This window comes from Pseudomaricurvus sp. ABR4_320, assembly GCF_056159445.1.
The window spans coordinates 355927-374745 of record NZ_JBSWVF010000001.1; the positions used below are offsets into that span (position 1 = coordinate 355927).

General features: G+C 49.8%; 13 protein-coding genes and 1 riboswitch. Of the genes, 8 read left to right on the forward strand and 5 right to left on the reverse strand.

Annotated elements, in window-relative coordinates; all coding sequences use genetic code 11:
• Positions 1 to 260: 260 nt before the first annotated feature.
• Positions 261 to 2522 (forward strand): protein-disulfide reductase DsbD family protein, encoded by a 2262-nt coding sequence (locus tag ACXAFR_RS01500; protein WP_475171132.1) that lies wholly within the window; start codon positions 261 to 263, stop codon positions 2520 to 2522.
• Positions 2482 to 3156: a thioredoxin family protein gene (locus ACXAFR_RS01505; protein ID WP_475171134.1), complete on the forward strand. Its 675-nt coding sequence runs from the start codon at positions 2482 to 2484 to the stop codon at positions 3154 to 3156. Before ACXAFR_RS01500 ends, ACXAFR_RS01505 begins: the two co-directional genes overlap by 41 nt.
• A gap of 65 nt (positions 3157 to 3221) precedes the next feature.
• Here ACXAFR_RS01505 and ACXAFR_RS01510 read toward each other — a convergent pair whose 3' ends face one another.
• The 3 genes from ACXAFR_RS01510 to ACXAFR_RS01520 all read right to left on the reverse strand — a co-directional run bounded on the left by ACXAFR_RS01510 (position 3222) and on the right by ACXAFR_RS01520 (position 7405).
• Entirely contained in the window at positions 3222 to 4034 is an 813-nt protein-coding gene (locus tag ACXAFR_RS01510; RefSeq protein ID WP_475171138.1) for a class I SAM-dependent methyltransferase, read from the reverse strand.
• Positions 4035 to 4264: 230 nt separating this feature from the next.
• Positions 4265 to 5407, reverse strand: coding sequence for a PepSY-associated TM helix domain-containing protein (locus ACXAFR_RS01515; RefSeq protein WP_475171140.1), 1143 nt, complete (start codon positions 5405 to 5407; stop codon positions 4265 to 4267).
• A gap of 3 nt (positions 5408 to 5410) precedes the next feature.
• The gene (locus ACXAFR_RS01520; protein WP_475171141.1) at positions 5411 to 7405 is read right to left on the reverse strand and encodes a TonB-dependent receptor; all 1995 of its coding nucleotides are present in this window, start codon (positions 7403 to 7405) and stop codon (positions 5411 to 5413) included.
• 148 nt (positions 7406 to 7553) lie between these two features.
• Between ACXAFR_RS01520 and ACXAFR_RS01525 the strand changes: the two genes are divergently transcribed.
• Positions 7554 to 8582 carry a helix-turn-helix transcriptional regulator gene (locus ACXAFR_RS01525; protein ID WP_475171144.1) on the forward strand — a complete coding sequence of 343 codons (1029 nt, stop codon included), beginning with the start codon at positions 7554 to 7556 and terminating at the stop codon, positions 8580 to 8582.
• Here the strand turns inward: ACXAFR_RS01525 and ACXAFR_RS01530 are convergent.
• Positions 8575 to 8973, reverse strand: a complete 399-nt coding sequence (locus ACXAFR_RS01530) for a hypothetical protein (protein ID WP_475171146.1) — start codon at positions 8971 to 8973, stop codon at positions 8575 to 8577. The genes ACXAFR_RS01525 and ACXAFR_RS01530 overlap by 8 nt on opposite strands.
• Positions 8974 to 9169: 196 nt before the next feature.
• Between ACXAFR_RS01530 and ACXAFR_RS01535 the strand changes: the two genes are divergently transcribed.
• From ACXAFR_RS01535 to ACXAFR_RS01550, 4 genes are all read left to right on the forward strand, one after another.
• Positions 9170 to 9652, forward strand: coding sequence for a tetratricopeptide repeat protein (locus ACXAFR_RS01535; protein ID WP_475171149.1), 483 nt, complete (start codon positions 9170 to 9172; stop codon positions 9650 to 9652).
• Positions 9653 to 9917: 265 nt separating this feature from the next.
• On the forward strand, positions 9918 to 11117 hold the full coding sequence (locus ACXAFR_RS01540) for an MFS transporter (protein ID WP_475171153.1): 1200 nt from the start codon (positions 9918 to 9920) through the stop codon (positions 11115 to 11117).
• A 72-nt stretch (positions 11118 to 11189) separates the two neighbouring features.
• Positions 11190 to 13214, forward strand: a complete 2025-nt coding sequence (locus ACXAFR_RS01545; protein WP_475171156.1) for a TonB-dependent siderophore receptor — start codon at positions 11190 to 11192, stop codon at positions 13212 to 13214.
• Positions 13215 to 13291: 77 nt separating this feature from the next.
• Positions 13292 to 13519, forward strand: a riboswitch (cobalamin riboswitch).
• A 136-nt stretch (positions 13520 to 13655) separates the two neighbouring features.
• Positions 13656 to 15656, forward strand: coding sequence for a TonB-dependent receptor plug domain-containing protein (locus ACXAFR_RS01550; RefSeq protein WP_475171159.1), 2001 nt, complete (start codon positions 13656 to 13658; stop codon positions 15654 to 15656).
• A 39-nt stretch (positions 15657 to 15695) separates the two neighbouring features.
• Here the strand turns inward: ACXAFR_RS01550 and ACXAFR_RS01555 are convergent, their stop codons facing one another.
• A complete protein-coding gene (locus ACXAFR_RS01555; RefSeq protein WP_475171162.1) occupies positions 15696 to 16637 on the reverse strand; it encodes a helix-turn-helix domain-containing protein in 942 nt (313 codons plus the stop codon).
• A gap of 155 nt (positions 16638 to 16792) precedes the next feature.
• On the opposite strand from ACXAFR_RS01555, the gene ACXAFR_RS01560 reads away from it, so the two are divergent.
• Positions 16793 to 18814 carry a TonB-dependent receptor gene (locus tag ACXAFR_RS01560; protein WP_475171164.1) on the forward strand — a complete coding sequence of 674 codons (2022 nt, stop codon included), beginning with the start codon at positions 16793 to 16795 and terminating at the stop codon, positions 18812 to 18814.
• Positions 18815 to 18819 lie beyond the last annotated feature (5 nt).

The following is an 18819-nucleotide window of genomic DNA, read 5'->3' on the forward strand; positions in this document are numbered from 1 at the left end:
AAAATCACGTGACAGTCAGTGGCATTTTTCGATATTGATCTTTAGCGAGCCGCCGACATCGTGCGACTATGGGTTGCCGTGTCGAAAAGAAACCGTGAGCAATCTCAATGCAAGGGAATACACGGTGTTCATCATGAATTCATACGAAAAGACGACGATAGCTTTTGCAGATTGCATGAAAAACCGGGTGCGAGGTTTGTCCACCGGTCGAACGATCAGCTAAAGCCATTGAAACAATTCATTGAGTGGACCGACTCACCATGAATTCTCGACGTATCGCTCATCGCGGCATGCTGCTAACACTGCTGATATTTTTGGCCAGTACAACATTCGCCGAGCCAAACGGATTGCCGACAGCAGGCAATCAGACGGAGTCTTCCGGCGGAGCCAGCCGTCCTGTACAGACAGATAACCTTCGCGCCACCCTCGTCAGTGAATATCACACCATATCGCCTGGAGAAACCTTTTGGGTTGCCTTGCGGCAGGAAATTCGCCCCCACTGGCACACCTATTGGAAAAACCCCGGTGACTCGGGTGAACCCACCGAATTATCCTGGGACCTGCCAGAAGGCTGGCAGGTTAGCGACATTCACTGGCCACCCCCCGAACGCATTCCCGTTGGACCTCTGGTCAACTTTGGCTATAGCGATGAAGTCTTCTTACTGGCCCAGATTCGAGCACCACCCACGCTAGAGGTCGGCACGAAGATTGACTTAAACCTGTCAGCCTACTGGCTGGTCTGCGAAGAAGAATGTATTCCTGAAGACGGCGATTTTTCGTTATCGCTCAACACAGCCAACACATCATCTCCCAGTGACTGGTATGACAGACTTCACCAGGCCGAGATGCAGCTACCCAAAACTTACCCTTGGGCGGCAACCTTTCAGCACTCGAGTGATACCTTGACGCTCTCTTTAGAGCTCCCTGCCCAGGGCAATCTGGTGCAGGCGACGTTTTTTCCCGAACACAAAGACCTGATCGTTAACGCCGCAACACAGGCATTCTCCTATGAGGGAGAACAGTTGACGGTAACAATACCTGCCAGTTTTGGACTGGCAGCACTCGACAACACGGCGAAAATTCCAGGCTTAATTGTCCTGAAGGAAAAACTTCCTGGCGGCAATATCCTGACATCGAGTTTTCACATTGCTGCAGAAGCTAACGCCACGGCACCATCGAATTTGGCCCCACAAACGTCGACAGCTCCACAACACATACCTGCCATGCCGTTCTGGGTCGTCGCTATTATGGCGCTGGCCGGTGGCGCGATTCTAAATCTGATGCCTTGCGTCTTTCCGGTGCTCTCTATCAAAGTGTTATCTTTGGCGACACTGGGCCGACAGCACACAACCTCGCTTAGAGCCACAGCAATCCGTCATGGACTGCTCTACAGCGGAGGTGTCGTCCTCGGCATTGCTCTCTTAGGCGTCATTCTGATTGCGTTAAAAAGCGCCGGCATTGCCACAGGATGGGGCTTCCACCTGCAAAACTCCGCCCTGATACTTGTGCTTGCACTCTTATTTTTTGTCATCGGATTAAGTTTTTCCGGCGCTATCGAAATCGGTAGCCGCTGGATGGGCGTTGGCAGTCAACTCACCGAACACGGCGGCGCTAAAGGTTCTTTTTTTACCGGTCTTCTAGCCGCTGTCGCAGCCAGCCCCTGCAGCGCACCGTTTATGGGTATTGCTTTAGGTTACGCGCTGATACAACCCACACCCATCGCTCTGTCTGTCTTTGTTTTGTTAGGGATCGGCATGGCACTGCCGTTTTTCCTTCTGTGCCTATTTCCGCTATGGCTTAATTACCTCCCTAAGCCCGGAGTCTGGATGCAAAAATTGCGAGAAGTTCTCGCTTTTCCGATGTACGCCACCGCGATTTGGCTGACATGGGTTCTCGCCCAACAGATTGGCGCCAATGCTGTTCTATTAACCACCGGCAGTGCCCTGGCGATCGCATGGCTACTCTGGAGCCATAAAAACACTCAGCGCGGCTGGCGAATCGCTGCGATGACGATCGGCATCCTACCCCTGGCACTTGCCATCATCTGGATTCCCAAACCATCTACAGCCCAAGATCAGACCACGTTAACAACGTCTTCGAATCAAAACCAATGGCACACCTTTACACCAGAAGCTCTGAACAACGCACGTGCAACCGGTGCCGTACTGGTAAATTTCACCGCAGACTGGTGCATCACATGTAAAGCCAACGAACTGGTCGCCCTCAGTACAGATACTGTGGAAGATCTTTATCGCCAAAAGAACATCACCCTGCTTAAAGCCGATTGGACTCGCAGAGACAGCGACATAGCCAAGATTATCGCCGGCTTTGGACGTAGCGGTGTTCCCCTCTATTTATGGTACTCACCTGGCGCTCAGGAGCCGGAAATTTTACCTCAGCTGTTAACTGAAAACTTTATGATCGAACGTTTACAGACACTACCCGACTCATCCGCCTCGCTCGCACCCACAGGAGAAACTTATGCGCACATCCAAAGCAGCATCAGTTACCAACCGCACTGATGAAATAGAAACCACGAAAACTCTTAACCGACACTGGCGTACCACTCTCTCTGCCCTACTGCTGTCCGCAAGTTTCTCGATAACGGCACTGGCCGCCGTAGAGGTCGGTGCTCCGGCACCGGATTTCTCCCTACCGGACAGCAATGGCGAGGCGCACTCGCTAAGTCAATACCAGGGGAAAACCGTCATTTTGGAATGGACCAACGATGGCTGCCCCTATGTTCAAAAACATTATAATTCTGGCAATATGCAGGCACTGCAAAAAGACATGACCGACGAGGGCGTCGTTTGGCTGTCGATTATTTCTTCGAAGCCGGGCTCCCAAGGCCACGTTGACGGCGGCAAAGCCAATCAACTAACGGCGGAAAGGGATGCCCATCCTTCCGCAGTACTGCTCGATCCCGCCGGTGATGTAGGTCGCCTTTACGGCGCCAAAACCACCCCTCATATGTACATCATTAATGAGACTGGCGAACTCATGTACATGGGCGCCATTGACGATCAGCCATCCGCGCGGCCCTCCAGCCTGGAAGGCGCGAATAATTATGTAAGGGTTGCAGTTGCAGAAATGGATGCGGGTAAGAATGTCACGACAAAGCAGACATCACCTTATGGCTGTAGTGTGAAATACTGAGCACCAAGCTGAGCTTAAAATACTCAGCGCGTCGCAGGAATGGCAGCTTCGCCATTCCTGTTAACTCAGTCTAAGGTGACCTTGACAATGTAAGGCAGAAAATTACGCAAGCCGGGTATTCGTGATAAAACGCCGATGACCAAAGCAAGTCCGTTTCGAGTAATTCCATAGGGCACCCGTTCAATCCTGCGAGCACTGGGCATCCAGTCTTGTAACCTTGGCAAAATATCTGTGCAAGCAATGCCCCACGGCATGGGGGGCGCCTTATAGTGCGGCGTTTTCCAATAGCCCTGCATCGTTTTTTTTGAAAACATAGGAGGAATTACGTCAAACATAAAGGTCGTATTTCTAAGCCTCTGATCCATCTCAGACAAGAGCGCTTGCACCTGCTGCGCTTCAAAATACATCAACAAACCCTGAGCCGAAATAAAGATATTTTTATCTGTGGCAACCTCCTGCAGCCAGCGCGTATCCAGGACGTTGCAGGCAAAGTGGCGACAACGCTCGGTCTCTGGCAGGAAACGCTGACGAATGGCGATCGCCTCAGGAACATCGACGCACAACCAGTTTACCTGTCCGTTATCACAACGCTGAAACTGGGTTTCAAGCCCACAAGCGAGCTCTACCACCTGACCCTTAGGATGCTGCTCCAGCCAAGGCTTCAGCGCGTTATCAAACAGCTTGGAACGAAGCGCATGAGAACCATCGGCTTTACCAAAGGTTTGCTCATAGTCGTAATCAATGGATTGATAAATTCGTACGGCATCATCATCTTGCAGCAAGGAATGACCACTCAAAACACTACTGGCACGATTATGCAATGTCCACAGCATGGTTTCCGGTATGCCTTGTAGATCTGGAGAAATTTTTTCGCTCATTCTTTCGGCTCTTTGTGTCATCACAAATCTCTTAAATCACAACTGTAGACGCCAAGTTCTAGCGATGCGCTAGCGATTTTGTAAATGGAAAATAGATGCCAGAGAATACGACGAGTGTTAGCAGGGTCCAGGATACTAAATCCCAGATACCATTGCCCAATAGTGCTGAAATCAGCCCTGCTATCGACAACAGACACAATATGAATGGCATCCAATAGACACTTTTTTTGCTATAACGCGGGGGCATCTTTCAAACCTCTTAGCTTTGACGTCGCCATGCGCCGGCGAACAATCCACAAGTAAATACCGCTTACCAATACAAAAATCGTCAATACATCAAAAACAGCCCAGAGTATTTTTAACGGTAACCCGCCGTAATTGCCAAAATGTAACGGCTGACACAAAAAGAGCGCACGAATGTAGAGCGGTGGTAACGGCGCTGCAGTGACGCCGCCAGTGCGGGCATCTACCAGCACAGGCTGTAACAGAAATTGTGTACGAGGTGTGTTTCCTTTAAAGAACACGGTGAAATGGTAGGGTGTCGACATAAAAGAGCCTGGCGCGGCAATGTAGTAGCGCTGCTTATCCGTTACCGACGTTTGCGCCGCCTGCCATACACGATCCAGAGACACTTGCTCCGCCGGTGCCGGTGGTGTCTGTCCATGATAGTCAGCGATGGTGGTCGCTATCTGGCCTGAGCGCCAAGCCATCAAGACATATTCTCCCCAACTATTAATCATGCCTGTGCCACCCACCACCAGCACCCACCCCAAAGTTACCATGCCCAACAGATTGTGAAGATCCAGCCAACGGGCACGCGACGACGTTTTACGAACATCACCGAAATCGCGACGTCGCATGTGTGGTGCATAGACATACACGCCACTGATCAAGGCAATCAGAAGCAACAAGGCAAACACACCCAATAAGGTATAGCCTAAAGGGCCTAAGGTTAAGGTTGCATGCAAATTCACGAAAAATTCCAGTGGCGAAGGTGTTGTTTGTGCCAAGTCGCCAGTATTTTCATCAAGGACAATATTAAAATTGTCACTGAAATGGGACGTCGGAGAATCTCCCAGATTAAGAATGACACGATTGGGGAGGTCGTCTTCCCAAACGTAATAGTGTACAGATTTATCTGGATAGGCCGCGCCCGCCGCGTGCTTCAATGTTTCGAGGCTAACGACTGTTGACTCCTTGTCAGCGTTGGTTTCTATTTCCGTACCACCCTGTCCGTACCCCAACCAATTCTCTAATTCGCTTTTAAATATTAATGGCAAACCACTGAGAAACAACACGAGTAAAATCAGTGTTGAGATCAGACTCGACCAAGAGTGAATCGCCAACCAGCGACGCAGAGCTTGCGTAGACATGAATCAGAACTCCGCACTAAGCCGAATACCGACTTCCCGACCCTGACCTAATTGGTATAACGACCCGACCCCGGTGTACTCAAATCCATACACAATATAATCCTCGTCGCTAAGATTGGTACCATAGACTTGAACGCCGTAATGTTCAGCCATCTGCCAATCCACGGTCATGTTGTAAAGCGTTAGCGCGTCTTCACCAAAACTGTTGCTCTCATCAAAGTAGATATCACCCGTGTAATTTGCCTGTAGCCCAGCGGTAATACTGCCCCAGTTGTCCGGCAGAGGTAGACGGTAGCTAATAGATGCATTTGCCGAATGCTCTGGGGCATATGGCAGCGTGTTGCCACTCAAATCTACACCGGGCGTTAGCGGGTTGTCGTATTCCGTAAACTCAGCATCATTCCACGCGTATCCCAACGCCAGAGTCCAAGAGTCATCAATGGACCAATTCAGATTGATATCGATGCCTTTGGATTCTGCGTCACCCACATTTTGTAAATATTGATTGGGCGACTCGCCAACATAAAGCTGGAAATCATGATTGCGCATCCAGTAGGCGGCTAAGGACCACTGGCCACGACCTTGCATAAAGCCTTGCTTGATGCCGACCTCAAAATTGTCGACCTCTTCCGGTTCATAGCTGAAACTAGCAATCCACGGTGTCGCCAAACGGGTAAATCCCCCGGCCTTATAGCCGGTGCTATAGACGCCATAAAAGCGGGTAGTTTCAGAAAGCTGGTAACCCAGCGCCAGCTTGGGTGAGGTGGCCGCAAAGTCATCTTCACCTGAAAGCGTGAGACTTCCGTAGGTTCCTGTTGCCTCGACATCTCTCTCTTCAACACGCAAACCCAAGGTAGCCGTAAGCGCCTGGCTCATCTGCCAGGATACTTCCCCAAACAATGCTATGGACTCGATATCCTGATAGGACGCCATAGCATAGTCTGGGCGCAGATAGCTAAAGTCGATATTTTCGTAATAGATGCCGGCCGTGTAATGCAGCGACGAATCGTCATCAGCAGGCGACGACAGCCGCAGTTCCTGCGTCCAGGTTGCCTGATCTTCGGGGCTGGCGGCACCAAAAACCACTCGGTCAAGCTCACGATCCTGATAGGAGGTCAGCGATGATAACGTCCATGCCTCAAGGTCATAGTCAACGCGAAGACTGTAAAAGTCAGACGACAGTTGGTAGTCGTTTTGAACCGGGAAGGCGACGCGCTCATCCAATTGCTGTTGAAGAACATACTGTTCTTCGCTTGAATCAACATGGCTCCCCGCCACTTGGAGGTTCAGCGTCCATGGGGAATCGACGGAATCATAGTGTAGACGCGCACGGTAATTTTTATCCGTACGATCGCCAAGTTCACCTCCGTTGGTGGACGCTTTATACTCACCTTCTTTATCTCGCCAGACCCCGCCAATATCCGCCGACCAACCCTGAATATCAGCACTGCTGAGGGATATTTTATATTCTTCCAACACATTGCTCTGACCGGTCGCCACCTGCACGCCCGGAGAGGCCGCTGGCGACAAGGTTACAACATCGATAACCCCTCCGATAATGCCGCGTCCATAGAGACTTCCCTGAGGACCGTAGAGAACTTCAACCTGATCAATATGGTCTGGCAACAAATTGCCAAAGGTCGCCTGATCCTGAACAAAGCCATCGATATAAACCTGTACCTTGGGTTCGTAGAAATCGACCGAAGATTGCCCACGCAAAGTGATATTGTCGTACGCTCGGTTACCCCTTGACCGAAATACCAATCCAGAAACACTGCGCCCCAGGTCGTCAATGGACTCGACCTGCTGTTGAGCCAAGGTCTCGCTGTTTATGACGCCAATTAACCCGTCATAGTCAAAGCTGGACACCGCGCGCTTTGGCCCAACGACTATAACCTCCTCAAACTGAGGCTGAGCGCTGACCCCAGAAGTAAACCCCACGCCAAGCCCCACACAGAGCACAAAGGTCGGCGCCTGGGCACGAATAACAGGAAACATCGTGTCTCTACCCTTCAACAACTGCAAGGCCGTCAGGGTGAACGTTCTTGCTGTTATCGACCACCGCATTCCGGTTCAATATGGACGGGATCCGGGCCAATTTGTAATAATTCTTATTATCGACTAATGATGCAGATCGAGAGGTATCATGATCAAAGATCGCAATATCGCCCAGAACGGGCTAGCCCCCCTCCCCGATGCCGTCGGCATGAACATTAACCACTATCTGCAACCTTCCGACACTTACAGCGGGCAGGTGAGCCGCTTACACCTCCGTGAGGGGTTTGATCTATCGGTCTATGACATCACGACCAAACAACCCCAGGAAATCAAAGCCGGGACCGATCCTTGTGTGTCGATCAACATCATGATTAACGGTGGCGGGTTGGCAATGATTCACAACAAAGATATCAGTAAGGCCAACATTGCCTATTGGGCATCCACCACCTACGTTTGTGTGATGTATGAGGCCATGCATGAAACCATGCATTTGCCCGCGAATACCCACTTAAAAGGCATTGATATCCGATTGAGTTTCAAGCTGTTCAATCGACTCAGCGGAGCGCCCCAATTTACAACATTAACCAAACACCACCCCTGGCATTTGAGTTCTTCCCATGAGACGTGGATTGGTTTTCAGAGTGCCACCCAACCATTACTGACGGCTGCTAATTGCCTTGTAGAGCAAGTTCATTCCAACCAGCCCAATGATCTCGTCATTGAAAGCAGAGTACTTGAAATTCTCACTACGGTATTTAACCAGCTTGAACGAGTGCAACATCTTGAGCTGAATTTACCCGACGCCAAACAGAGGCGCCTGTTGAACAATGCGCAACAGTTACTGCTTGCGGATATGGCACATCCTTGGACGGTTTGCGAATTATCCAAGCGTGTCGGCTTGAGTGAAAAGAAATTGAAAAGCGGATTTAAACAGACATTTGGCCTACCGGTGTATCACTATTTACAGCAAGCGCGCCTGGACAAAGCCAAAGAGATTCTTGAAACCAGTGAAGCATCCATAGCCGATATTTCGCATCAGATAGGCTATGCGAATCAAAGTCACTTTGCTTACCTCTTCAAACGCCAATTTGGTCATTCGCCGTCCCAAATCCGCCGAAACTCAAAGGCACATCCAGCAAATGTCGTTGACACGAATCCGCTGAAAGAATCTATCTAAGCGGCGCCACGTCCGGTGCTTTTACTAAACGCGTTAACGCCTCTAACAGTGCCCGAACTTTTGGGTGGGTTAAGGAACGCGGCGCACTTTCTTCAAGACGCCGGTGAGCATAGGGCTCCAACCAGAGTGTGTCGTCTTGGCAGCGATTTAGACAAAACGCAAATTCAACACAGGTCAAAATAAAATTCGATGCCACCACTGGGGGTTGCTGTGGCTTACCCAGCAATGCATCCGACAACCTTAAGGCGACTCTATAGTCACAGGCAGCAAATAAAAATCGTCGTTTTCTAACCTGGGACCTCGCCAACTGCATGGTTTGATGCCAATGCCACAGTGTTGCATCAGGGTCTACGCCATCATCAACATCTTTCGCAGAATCTAAGCCGCTCATAAAAACTCCACAAACGCTTTGTTTTCTGGCTTACAAAGCCGCCGCTTTCATGAGGCGACAGCATTCGTTTAAAACGCTGTCACCAGCACTGTCGCAGAACTATAAATGAGAACCATTACTATTTACAAGCGGTTTTACAGGTGAGACACTAGACCCCATCGACAACCCTTACCTTGGCCAACACAACGGGGATACCATGAAAGAGTTGCCCATCTGTGAGCAGTGGCACCAACATACAGATGAAGCCGTCAGGAAATCTCAGGGCGGACTTTTCTTCCAATCCATTGAATATCATCGACAGGCGCTGACCCTCGCACACGATGCCTTCAAGGAGATGTCGGTGGACGCTGATCTTGAACGGGCCTTTCCCCTAGTAGGCGAGAGCTACCATCACCTGGCAGACACCTACACGGCTCTCGGCGACTATGAAAAAGCTTTTCACCAATACGCCTGCGCCATCGATTTTATTACCGACATTCTGGATTTTTCACCATCCTCGGAATCATTGCGCGTCGCGGCAAACCGCTCTTTTTATGAAATCTCTTCCTCCTGGGAAGCGTTAATACGTCAACACTGGTCACAATTTTCAGTTGACCATGAAGAAGAGAAAGAACGACAGATTCAGTGTATTGAACGCAAACTGTCAGTCTCGGTGCCAATCAGTACCGTCAAACAATAGACAGAGACACAACCGACTCTTTTATCCCGAACGATGCCAAAAACAAAGGTTTTGCAAGAACTTTCTGTTTGTTCAAGTTCCTCTTTCTATGAGTACATTGCTGTGGGAGCACGGTGTAAAAAACACGCCGTAAGTTCATCCAAGTAGACTCGATGCAGTTTTCGCGCTGCAGACGATTTACCACACCGTGTGTTCATTTATTTCAGTCGATAGTCGTCAGTACCGCAGACAGACAGCCACCATTCAAAAAGGATGTAGCGCAAACATGGATCAGACAGAAGCCGTTGCCAATGCCGGCAGTGAACGCTTTACCGTATTCCCTCTTTTGTTCCAAACCTTTGCCTGCACCATGGCCATGATGGCCTTTGTCGCACTCATTGGTCCGATTGCTCGCAGCCTCAATCTGATGGCGTGGCAGGTCGGCTTAGCTGTCACTGGAGGCGGAATCGCTTGGATTGCATTTGCGCGTTGGTGGGGACAGATGAGCGATCGCCGAGGCCGGCGCCCTGTAATGATGATGGGACTTGTCGGGTTTTCCATCAGCTATTTTCTACTGTGCCTGTTTATAGACTACGCACTGAAGCACAACGTGCTATTGTGGCTGGCGTTTCTCGGCTTATTTTTAGGGAGGGGATTGATGGGACTTTTTTACGCCGCCATCCCCCCGGCCTCAGCAGCCTATATTGCTGACAATGTCGAGCCCGACCGCAGGGGAGCGTTTATGGCAGCACTTGGCGCAGCCGGAGGTGCGGGTATGGTGTTTGGACCAGGGCTCGCCGGCGTGTTATCAACCTACAGCTTAGTGGCGCCGCTATACCTCATTGCTGTCTTACCGGTCATTGCACTTGTCGTCATTCATTTTGGTTTACCACCCAGCCCAGAATTAACGCCGGGAAAAAAGCCCGTTGTGCATGTGCATGATGTCAGACTCCGACAACCTAATCTGGTGGCGTTTATCTCGGCATTGAGTGTTGCGGTTGCCCAAATTACGGTCGGTTTTTTTGCTCTTGATAAACTGGGTCTTGAACCCGCCCTCGCCGCCCAGACCTCAGGCATCGCATTGGCGGTCGTGGGTATTGCTCTCGTTCTATCCCAAGGCCTATTAACCAAAATTCAAGCATCACCCGTTTTCGTAATCAAGATCGGAGCCATTATTGCCGCACTCGGCTTTACAGCGGCAGCCTTTGTGGAATCGCGGCTAGGAATCTGGATGAGCTATGGCGTCGCTGCCGCAGGTATGGGTTGGGTATACCCATCAGTGTCTGCGTGGGCGGCAAATTCTGTCGAATCTCATGAGCAAGGCGTCGCCGCGGGCACCATCAGTGCCATGCAGGGACTCGGAGTCATCTCCGGACCGTTAATTGGCAGTTTGCTGTATGAGCTATCACCCGTTTATCCCTATTTGTTTATCGGCTTTTTGATTACGTATGTCTTTTTCCTTTTGTTGCTCACCCAAAAGCGTTAGTGGAATAAAAACCTGGGTGACGATAAATAGTATTTTTGAGATTTACATAACAACTCTAAAGACGGATTAAGAATGAAACAACGACTTTCAACACCCTACACCGCCATAGCAGCACTCGCTGGTATGGCAACAACGCCCTGTATTGGACTTGCGCAAGTCAACGAAAAACTGGAGGAAGTTATCGTTCATGGTACGCAAGATTCAGGACTGTCCTCGGTTGGCAGAAATGCGCTAAGTGCCGATGAGCAAGCAAGGTCAATTCAGATCTTTAGAGCTGATCTCATCGACCGAATAAACCCAAAGGGACTTGATGATCTACTTCCCCTGAGTTCTGGTGTCGTCTATTCCGGCTCCGGTGACGGACGTGAAACCTCCTTCGCCATGCGAGGGTTTGATACCACGCCGATTTTGCGGGATGGTTTCCGTATTGAGATGTTTGGCGCGCCAGAATCAGAGGTCTGGAATTTCGAACGTGTAGAAGCCTTGAAAGGTCCTGACTCTATTATTTATGGAGAAGCCAATCCAGGGGGCATCATTAACTTGGTCACCAAGCGCCCCCAACAAGAAGATTCAACAGTCCTGGGGATGGAACTGGGCAGTAACCCGTCTTTCAGCCCGAGATTTGATATCAACCGAGCCTATGACAATGTCGCCGTACGCTTGGTGGGTCTTTATGAAGAAGACGACGGCTGGCGCGATTTCGACGACAGTAATGAAAAGTGGTCTTTTGCTCCTTCCATACGCTGGCAAATCACTGAAGATACGGTACTCACCTACATCGGCGAATATGTCAATGATGATGCTCAAGCAGACTTCGGTACCATAATCTCCTCAAATGGCAGCCTTACTTCAGCGCCTGACGAACAAGTCACCAGCGATCCCGGAGATCGAATCGAACGACATTTTTATATGTCTGGATTGGACCTTCAGCATGCTATCAACTCAGATTTTACCGTTGAATTGCGTGCTAGACAGTTTGAAACCGAGTACGAATACAGTGAACTCTGGTTACCAGTATCCTTTGATGAAACCACGCAGCTTCTGCGCCGAGCGCCAGCCGTTCAAAGCCAATCCACCGACGAAACTGCTCTACAATTCAACTTATTTGGTGATGTGTCCGTTGCCAATATCCGCAACCGTTTTACTTTTGGGATCGACTGGCGAGACACCGATCAACAAGGTGGAACCCTATATGACCCCAGCGGAGCTCAAGACAATTATTTGAATTGGCTAGATCCTGATTATTCCGTCAATCCACCAGCAAGGGAGGATATTCCAGCCTTTCCTGGCTGGGAAACGGTCGGTGAGCGAATCGGGATATTCTTTCAGGACAACATAGATTTAACCGACAGCCTACTGTTTAGCTTCGGTATTCGCTATGATGACAACGATATGACTGAGAGCGCATACTATTCCACAGTCTATCAGGGAGGAGTTCGTTACACGATTAACCCTTCATTGCAAATCTATGCCAGCTACTCCGAATCGTTTATTCCACAGTCCGCCTATGATGCTACCGGCAACCTACTCGAACCCGAAACCGGAGAAGGTTATGAAGTCGGTATCAAAGGCAAATTGTTAGATGAGAGCCTGACTTACACCGCCGCTTACTTTGATATCGATAAGACCAACGTCGCAATTACCGATCCCAATTTCCCATTGGCGTCCATAAATGCAGGAAAGCAAAACTCAAAGGGTGTGGAAGCAGACCTCTCTGGTCAGATTACCGATCAAATGAGCCTGATTTTCAGCGTAGCCTATATGGATACCGAAGACGAATACGGCGCCCCGCTGCCCAATGCGGCGGAAATGACATCCTCAGCATTTATAACCTATCAAATCACCGACGATTGGGATGCCAGTATTGGCTATGAACATGTCGGCAAGCGCGAGACTGCAGGTTATGAGATAGATACACACACAATTCTCAATGCTGCCGTCGGCTATGGAGCAGGCCCTTGGCGAGCACAATTAAACCTCACGAACTTGACCGACGAACGCTATCTGGATGCGCTATCCTACGGCAACATTGCCCGAGGCAACTATGCCGGAGCACCGTTTGCAGGCAAACTGACGGTGAGTTACAGCTACCAGTAACAACAGCTACTCAGTCTATTAAACTACCACCATGATGCTGTGGTCGCTATCGACTCTGGACAAGCCATGGCCGGATGGCTAACCTTGCCATTGCTGGTGGTGCAGTCGCATGTTTTTTACCTACGACTGCCTGAAAAGGGAATCCGGTGAAAATCCGGGACTGACGCGCAGCGGTAATGGGGAACAAAACCAACACGCCGAAAGGCAAGGCACTGCTATAGCAAGCGGGAAGCTGTTGGTTAAGGCCAGTAACTGTGTTTACAATGCCCCAGAGTCCGAAGACCTGCCAGTGTACATGGCTCTCGTCTTCGCGATTCAGGACGCCAGCACGACTCGACGAAGACGCTTGACTACTCGGTTAACATGTCTACGCGTCGCGCTTTGCTGCACCCATTTTTCGAAGACACGCCCTTTTAAGATATTCGACAGGAGTGTGTCACTATGCGTATTTTACCCTATATTCCCCTTGCTTTCTTGACCTCCTGGGTATATGCCCAAGACTCGGAGACTTTGGAAGAGCTTATCGTTACGGGACAATATCTGGAGGAGTCAACTCCTCTAACTCTACAAGAATACGGCAATCAGGTAACCGTGATTTCTGACGAAGTCATGCTCGAGCGCAATTTTGTCGATGTGACTGATGCTCTAAAGACAATGGTTCCGGGTCTGCATATTTCCCCTAAGAATGGGCCCTTTGATTACTTTTCCGCATCCCTGCAAGGGGCCAGAAGCCAGGATATCCTCTGGTTGGTCGATGGCGTGCGCATAACCAACCGACTTTATAATGGTACCAGCCCTCTGGACACGATTCCCGCACACATGGTTGAGCGTGTGGAAGTTCTCAAAGGTGGTCAAGGTATATTCTACGGTACCCAATCGGTCAGCGGTGTGGTCAATATTGTCACAAAAAACTTCACCAATGAAACCACAGGCGCTATAGGAGCAGGGGTAAACAGTAATGATGGCTACAATCTGAATGCCTACGCTAGCGGTGCTAAGGGAGACCATCAATTTGTTATTTTTGGCTCAAAAGACGATGCCGATGGATATACACCTTTCGATAAAGGCGCTTTTCAGCCGAGCGCGACCGATAGAGATCGTGGCTACGATGTACGCACCGCAGGAATAAAGTACAGTTGGAACATTTCTGATAGCACAAGACTATCCGCCCAATACCAACACACCGATGCAGACCTGGATTATGCTCGCCCGAACCTTAATCATAAAACCAAAAATGCCCGCGAGGAGACCATAGCCACGATCAAGCTGGATACGGAATTGACTGAACAAATTCAGCTCTACGTGAAAGGCTACCGCCACACCTGGGACACCGACTACACGCGTTTGTACAACGAGCTTGACGACAACGGCGCGCTAACTGGTGGCATCACTACCATCAATGACAACACCTACTGGGGCTATGAGGACTACGGCTTCAACGCCATGGCAGAATTTCGCCACGGTGAGCTGTTTGAGTATGTGCTTGGATTTGATCAACAGAACTATTCCGCAGAAGACGACGTATGGCGCATTGCCGATCAAGAGGAAACGGTCAATGCAGTATTTGGTCAAATTCGCACGAGCGACCAACTCTTTACTCACTCCTTGTTTGCTCTGGGTGTTCGTAACAACCGCCCTTCCGACAGTAAAAACTCAACAGTCTGGAATCTGACTGGCAAGCATACGCTCAGCAATGTTTGGTATGTACAGGGAAATGTTGGGACTTCATTTCGACTACCAGATGCGGAGGCATTGTTTTTAATTGAATATGATGACCTTAATAATGACGGCACCCCGGATAGCGATGGATTTACCATAGGCAACTCCGAACTAGAAGCCGAAGAAAGTAAAAATTTGAATCTTTCCGTCGGCGCCAATTTTGATAGATTTCAATTTGAATTAACTGGATTCAAGCGAGACGTTACCAACTACATCAGTTCATACGTCCCAATTATTATCAATGGTGTCACTGGCGAGACTTTTGAAAACAGCGAAGATGAAGTCAATATCAAAGGAGTTGAGTTACAGACGAACTGGCAACTGAACGATTTCCTGACCAATAGCCTCAGCTATACCTACACTCGTGCGCGCTTCAATGGTAGCGGTGATCAAATTAACGACATCCCTGAACACGAAGCGAAGTTTTTCACAGATTATAGGGATTCAGCTCTTCCCTGGGGTATCAACTTCAGCGCAACCTACGTCGGCGAAATTAATGACCGTGAAACCAGAGACAGCTATGTCGTCGCTGACCTAGCGGGATATTATTTTCTGGGAAGCGGTGAAAATCACAAAATCGTCTTACGACTGGAAAATATCGCAGACGTCAAATATGCAACGGATATAGGCTCAGCCAATAACGATGTCACCGGCGACAGCTATCTTTATCGTAGTTTAGGCATGAAAAGAACTCTTCATCTGAGTTATACCATGGAGTTTTAAATCAATTTTGAAATGTAAATTCACAAAAAAGAAGCCGCACTATTCACGGCCTGTTTTTGTAACTGACATAGGCGTTTGACCATAGTACTTGCGAAAAGCCGAACTAAAGCTTGATGGATGCTGATAGCCAACTCGGTAACCGACGCAGGAAGCCTGCTGCCCTTCTTCGAGAAGTTGCCAGGCTTTCTGCATACGAATTTCTGTCAGCAAGCGATGTGGGCTGGTGCCGAAATAACGGCGAAAGCCCTCTTTCAATGTAAACTCGTTGGTACCTACCGCCGCACACAAATAACCAACGGTTAGAGGTTGATCGTAGTTTTCAAGCAGAATCGTTCTTGCTTGCAAACACTTGTCCTGATCTGTAGACATCAATACCCTACCGGACTTGGCGTTTGGTAGCAGAGGCCTTACCTGCTCCATCAACAAACTTAACGCCGCCACCTGGGCTTCAAGAATGCCCCCTGCCCGATCATGGAGTCGCACTAAGTTATTGGCTAGGCGCTGAATGGCTGGGTTATACCTACCGTAAAAGATGTGTCGAGCCGATTTATCGTTGGTCGTGTTGGCCAGCAGCGGGTCCAATTGATACTTGTAAACGAGTGCTTCGTCGACGATCAAACGCAACTGTCGAGTCGTCTCTCCGCCGGTAAAGTGCCTTTCGCCACAGACACTGGCAAAGCTTGTCACCGTGGCAAAACCGGAACAGAAATTAAACTGCTGGCGATCCACGCCAAGCGTATTTGAGCAGCCTTCAAGCCCGACCGACAAGGTTAACACCCGATGATCACGCTCCTGGACACTGCGATGTTGCAAATCAATATTGGGACAATAGTCGGTGTAGACGAGAGTCAACCCAGTATCAATGTGTAGAAAATCGGTAAAACACGATCCGATATCCGGCACCAGCTGTGAGCGGCGCCAGGGTCCAGATCCCAGCGTTTGCGGCGGAGAGCTGTCCGCGTCCGTAAGCAGGTGTTTCATATGACATACCTCGCCAGCATACGTTTTATGGCAACACTCCGAAATGAATAAGCATTAATCCGGAACGCCTAAACATCAAATGATAACGATTATCGATTGATCGGTATAGTGATCGCCTCCGACGCCTTAAATTGTTTGCTGTCTCAGGACCCTTTATGAAGCATCGTTTTGTGCTATTCAGACGAGTAACGCTATTGCTATTACCCGCCATCACGACATCGTCACTGGCATCTGCCGCGGCCGTCATTCAAAAAAACGCTCAGTCACGACAGGAATTACCACAGGTAACCGTTACGGCTGAAAAGACTGAGCAAACACTGCAGTCCGTACCCGTTAGCGTGGTCGTGTTACAGGGCGAGGAACTCGAACACGAGGGAATCACCGGTGTAGCCAAACTGGAAGCCCGCATACCAGGACTGTCCTTTCAACCCTTTGGGCAAGCGGGACTTAATTCTCCGGTCATGCGTGGACTTACTGCGAATTTTAATACCTTCTCCACGTCCACGTTGCTGCAGGTGGATGGCGTACCCACGTTGACCGCACAGGGTTTTGAAGATGCTCTGTTGGATATCGATCGGATTGAGGTGTTGCGAGGGCCACAGTCCACTCTCTATGGCCGCAATGCGGAAGCCGGTGTGATTGCCATTCACACGTTGCCGATGGACAACAGCAGGCGCTCACTCTTTTCAGCACAAGCCGGGAACCGCAACAAACGCAGTTTGAGTTTTACGCACAGCCAACCGCTTGTTGACGATAAGCTTTACGCAAGTGTCGCGGGATCCTGGAGAAAACAGGACGGCTTTATCGATAACACGACGACGGGAAACACAGAGGACGATCGAGAATCAAACTATTGGAAAGCGGGTCTGCGCTGGACGCCGGGTACTGCGACTGACATCGTACTGCGCTATCAACAACAAGATTACGACGACGGCGCCACTCTTTGGGGATCTCCCAGTGCACCACGAGCGCAGGTTGCGTCTGGAACAGAAAGCTGGAATCGGTCGGAGGGCCAGTCTCTATCTCTCAATGTCTCTCACACACTGACTTCAGGAATTCGCCTGAAGTCAGTGACCGCCCTAAGTGACGTCAAAGACGAGATTCAACAGGATACAGACTTTACCTCCTTCGACAGCCTTTGGATTGCGCGTGATCATAGACTGCGCACGATTTCCCAGGAAATTCGATTTGCTGGCGAATGGAAAGAAGCCGAGTGGCAAATCGGACTCTACGGCGATGCCAGCGACAATGATCTCCATAACATCAGCAAAAGCCTGCTTACGATGGAGGATAACCGCGTCAACCAAGAGAGCCAAACACTGGCGTTATTCACTCACTGGCGCTTACCACTAACAACCGACTGGACGCTGTCGCTCGGGGCCCGTATCGAAAACAACAGCGTGGATATCAAACCCGAGGTCACCTCTGCTCAATCACAAGACTGGACTCATGTATCGCCAAAAGTTGCTCTGCAATATCAATTGATGCCGGACCATCAGGTCTATGCCAGCATCAGTCGCGGCATTCGCACAGGAGGTTTCAATGTCTTGTCCGCATCGAGCAATTTCGCTGGATATGATCCAGAAACAAACTGGTCTTTTGAAACCGGCGCAAAGGGCATGTTTTTCAATCATCGTGTGCGCTACTCATTGGCAGCCTACTGGATGGATATAGACGATATGCAGGTGATGCAAATGCCGAGTCCAGGGGTTATGTATATTACGAGCGCAGCAACAGCAACATCTAAAGGCATTGAGATGGACATCGATTTTCTCTTGCATTCCAACTGGCGACTACAGGCAGGCATTGCTCTAAATCGTACCACCTTCGATCAGCTTATCGATGGAAGTAGTGATTACTACGGCAACTCTAACCCATTTTCCCCAGAAGTAACCGGGCATCTTGGTTTGCGCTATGAATCCAGCAATCGCTGGTACGCTCAAGCCAATCTGGTGGGTACCAGCAACGTATACCTGGACGCCGCCAATCAGTATCAGCGCGATGGCTACACCTTATTAAATCTCAACGTGGGTTGGCGCAACAATACTTGGGATTTGTCTGTTTACGGCAGCAACCTTGCCGACACAACCTACGATGCTGTGGGCTATCAGAATGGGTATGTAACGGTTTACAGCCCACCGCGAGAACTCGGCGTACGCGTCGACTGGCACTTTTGAGGAAT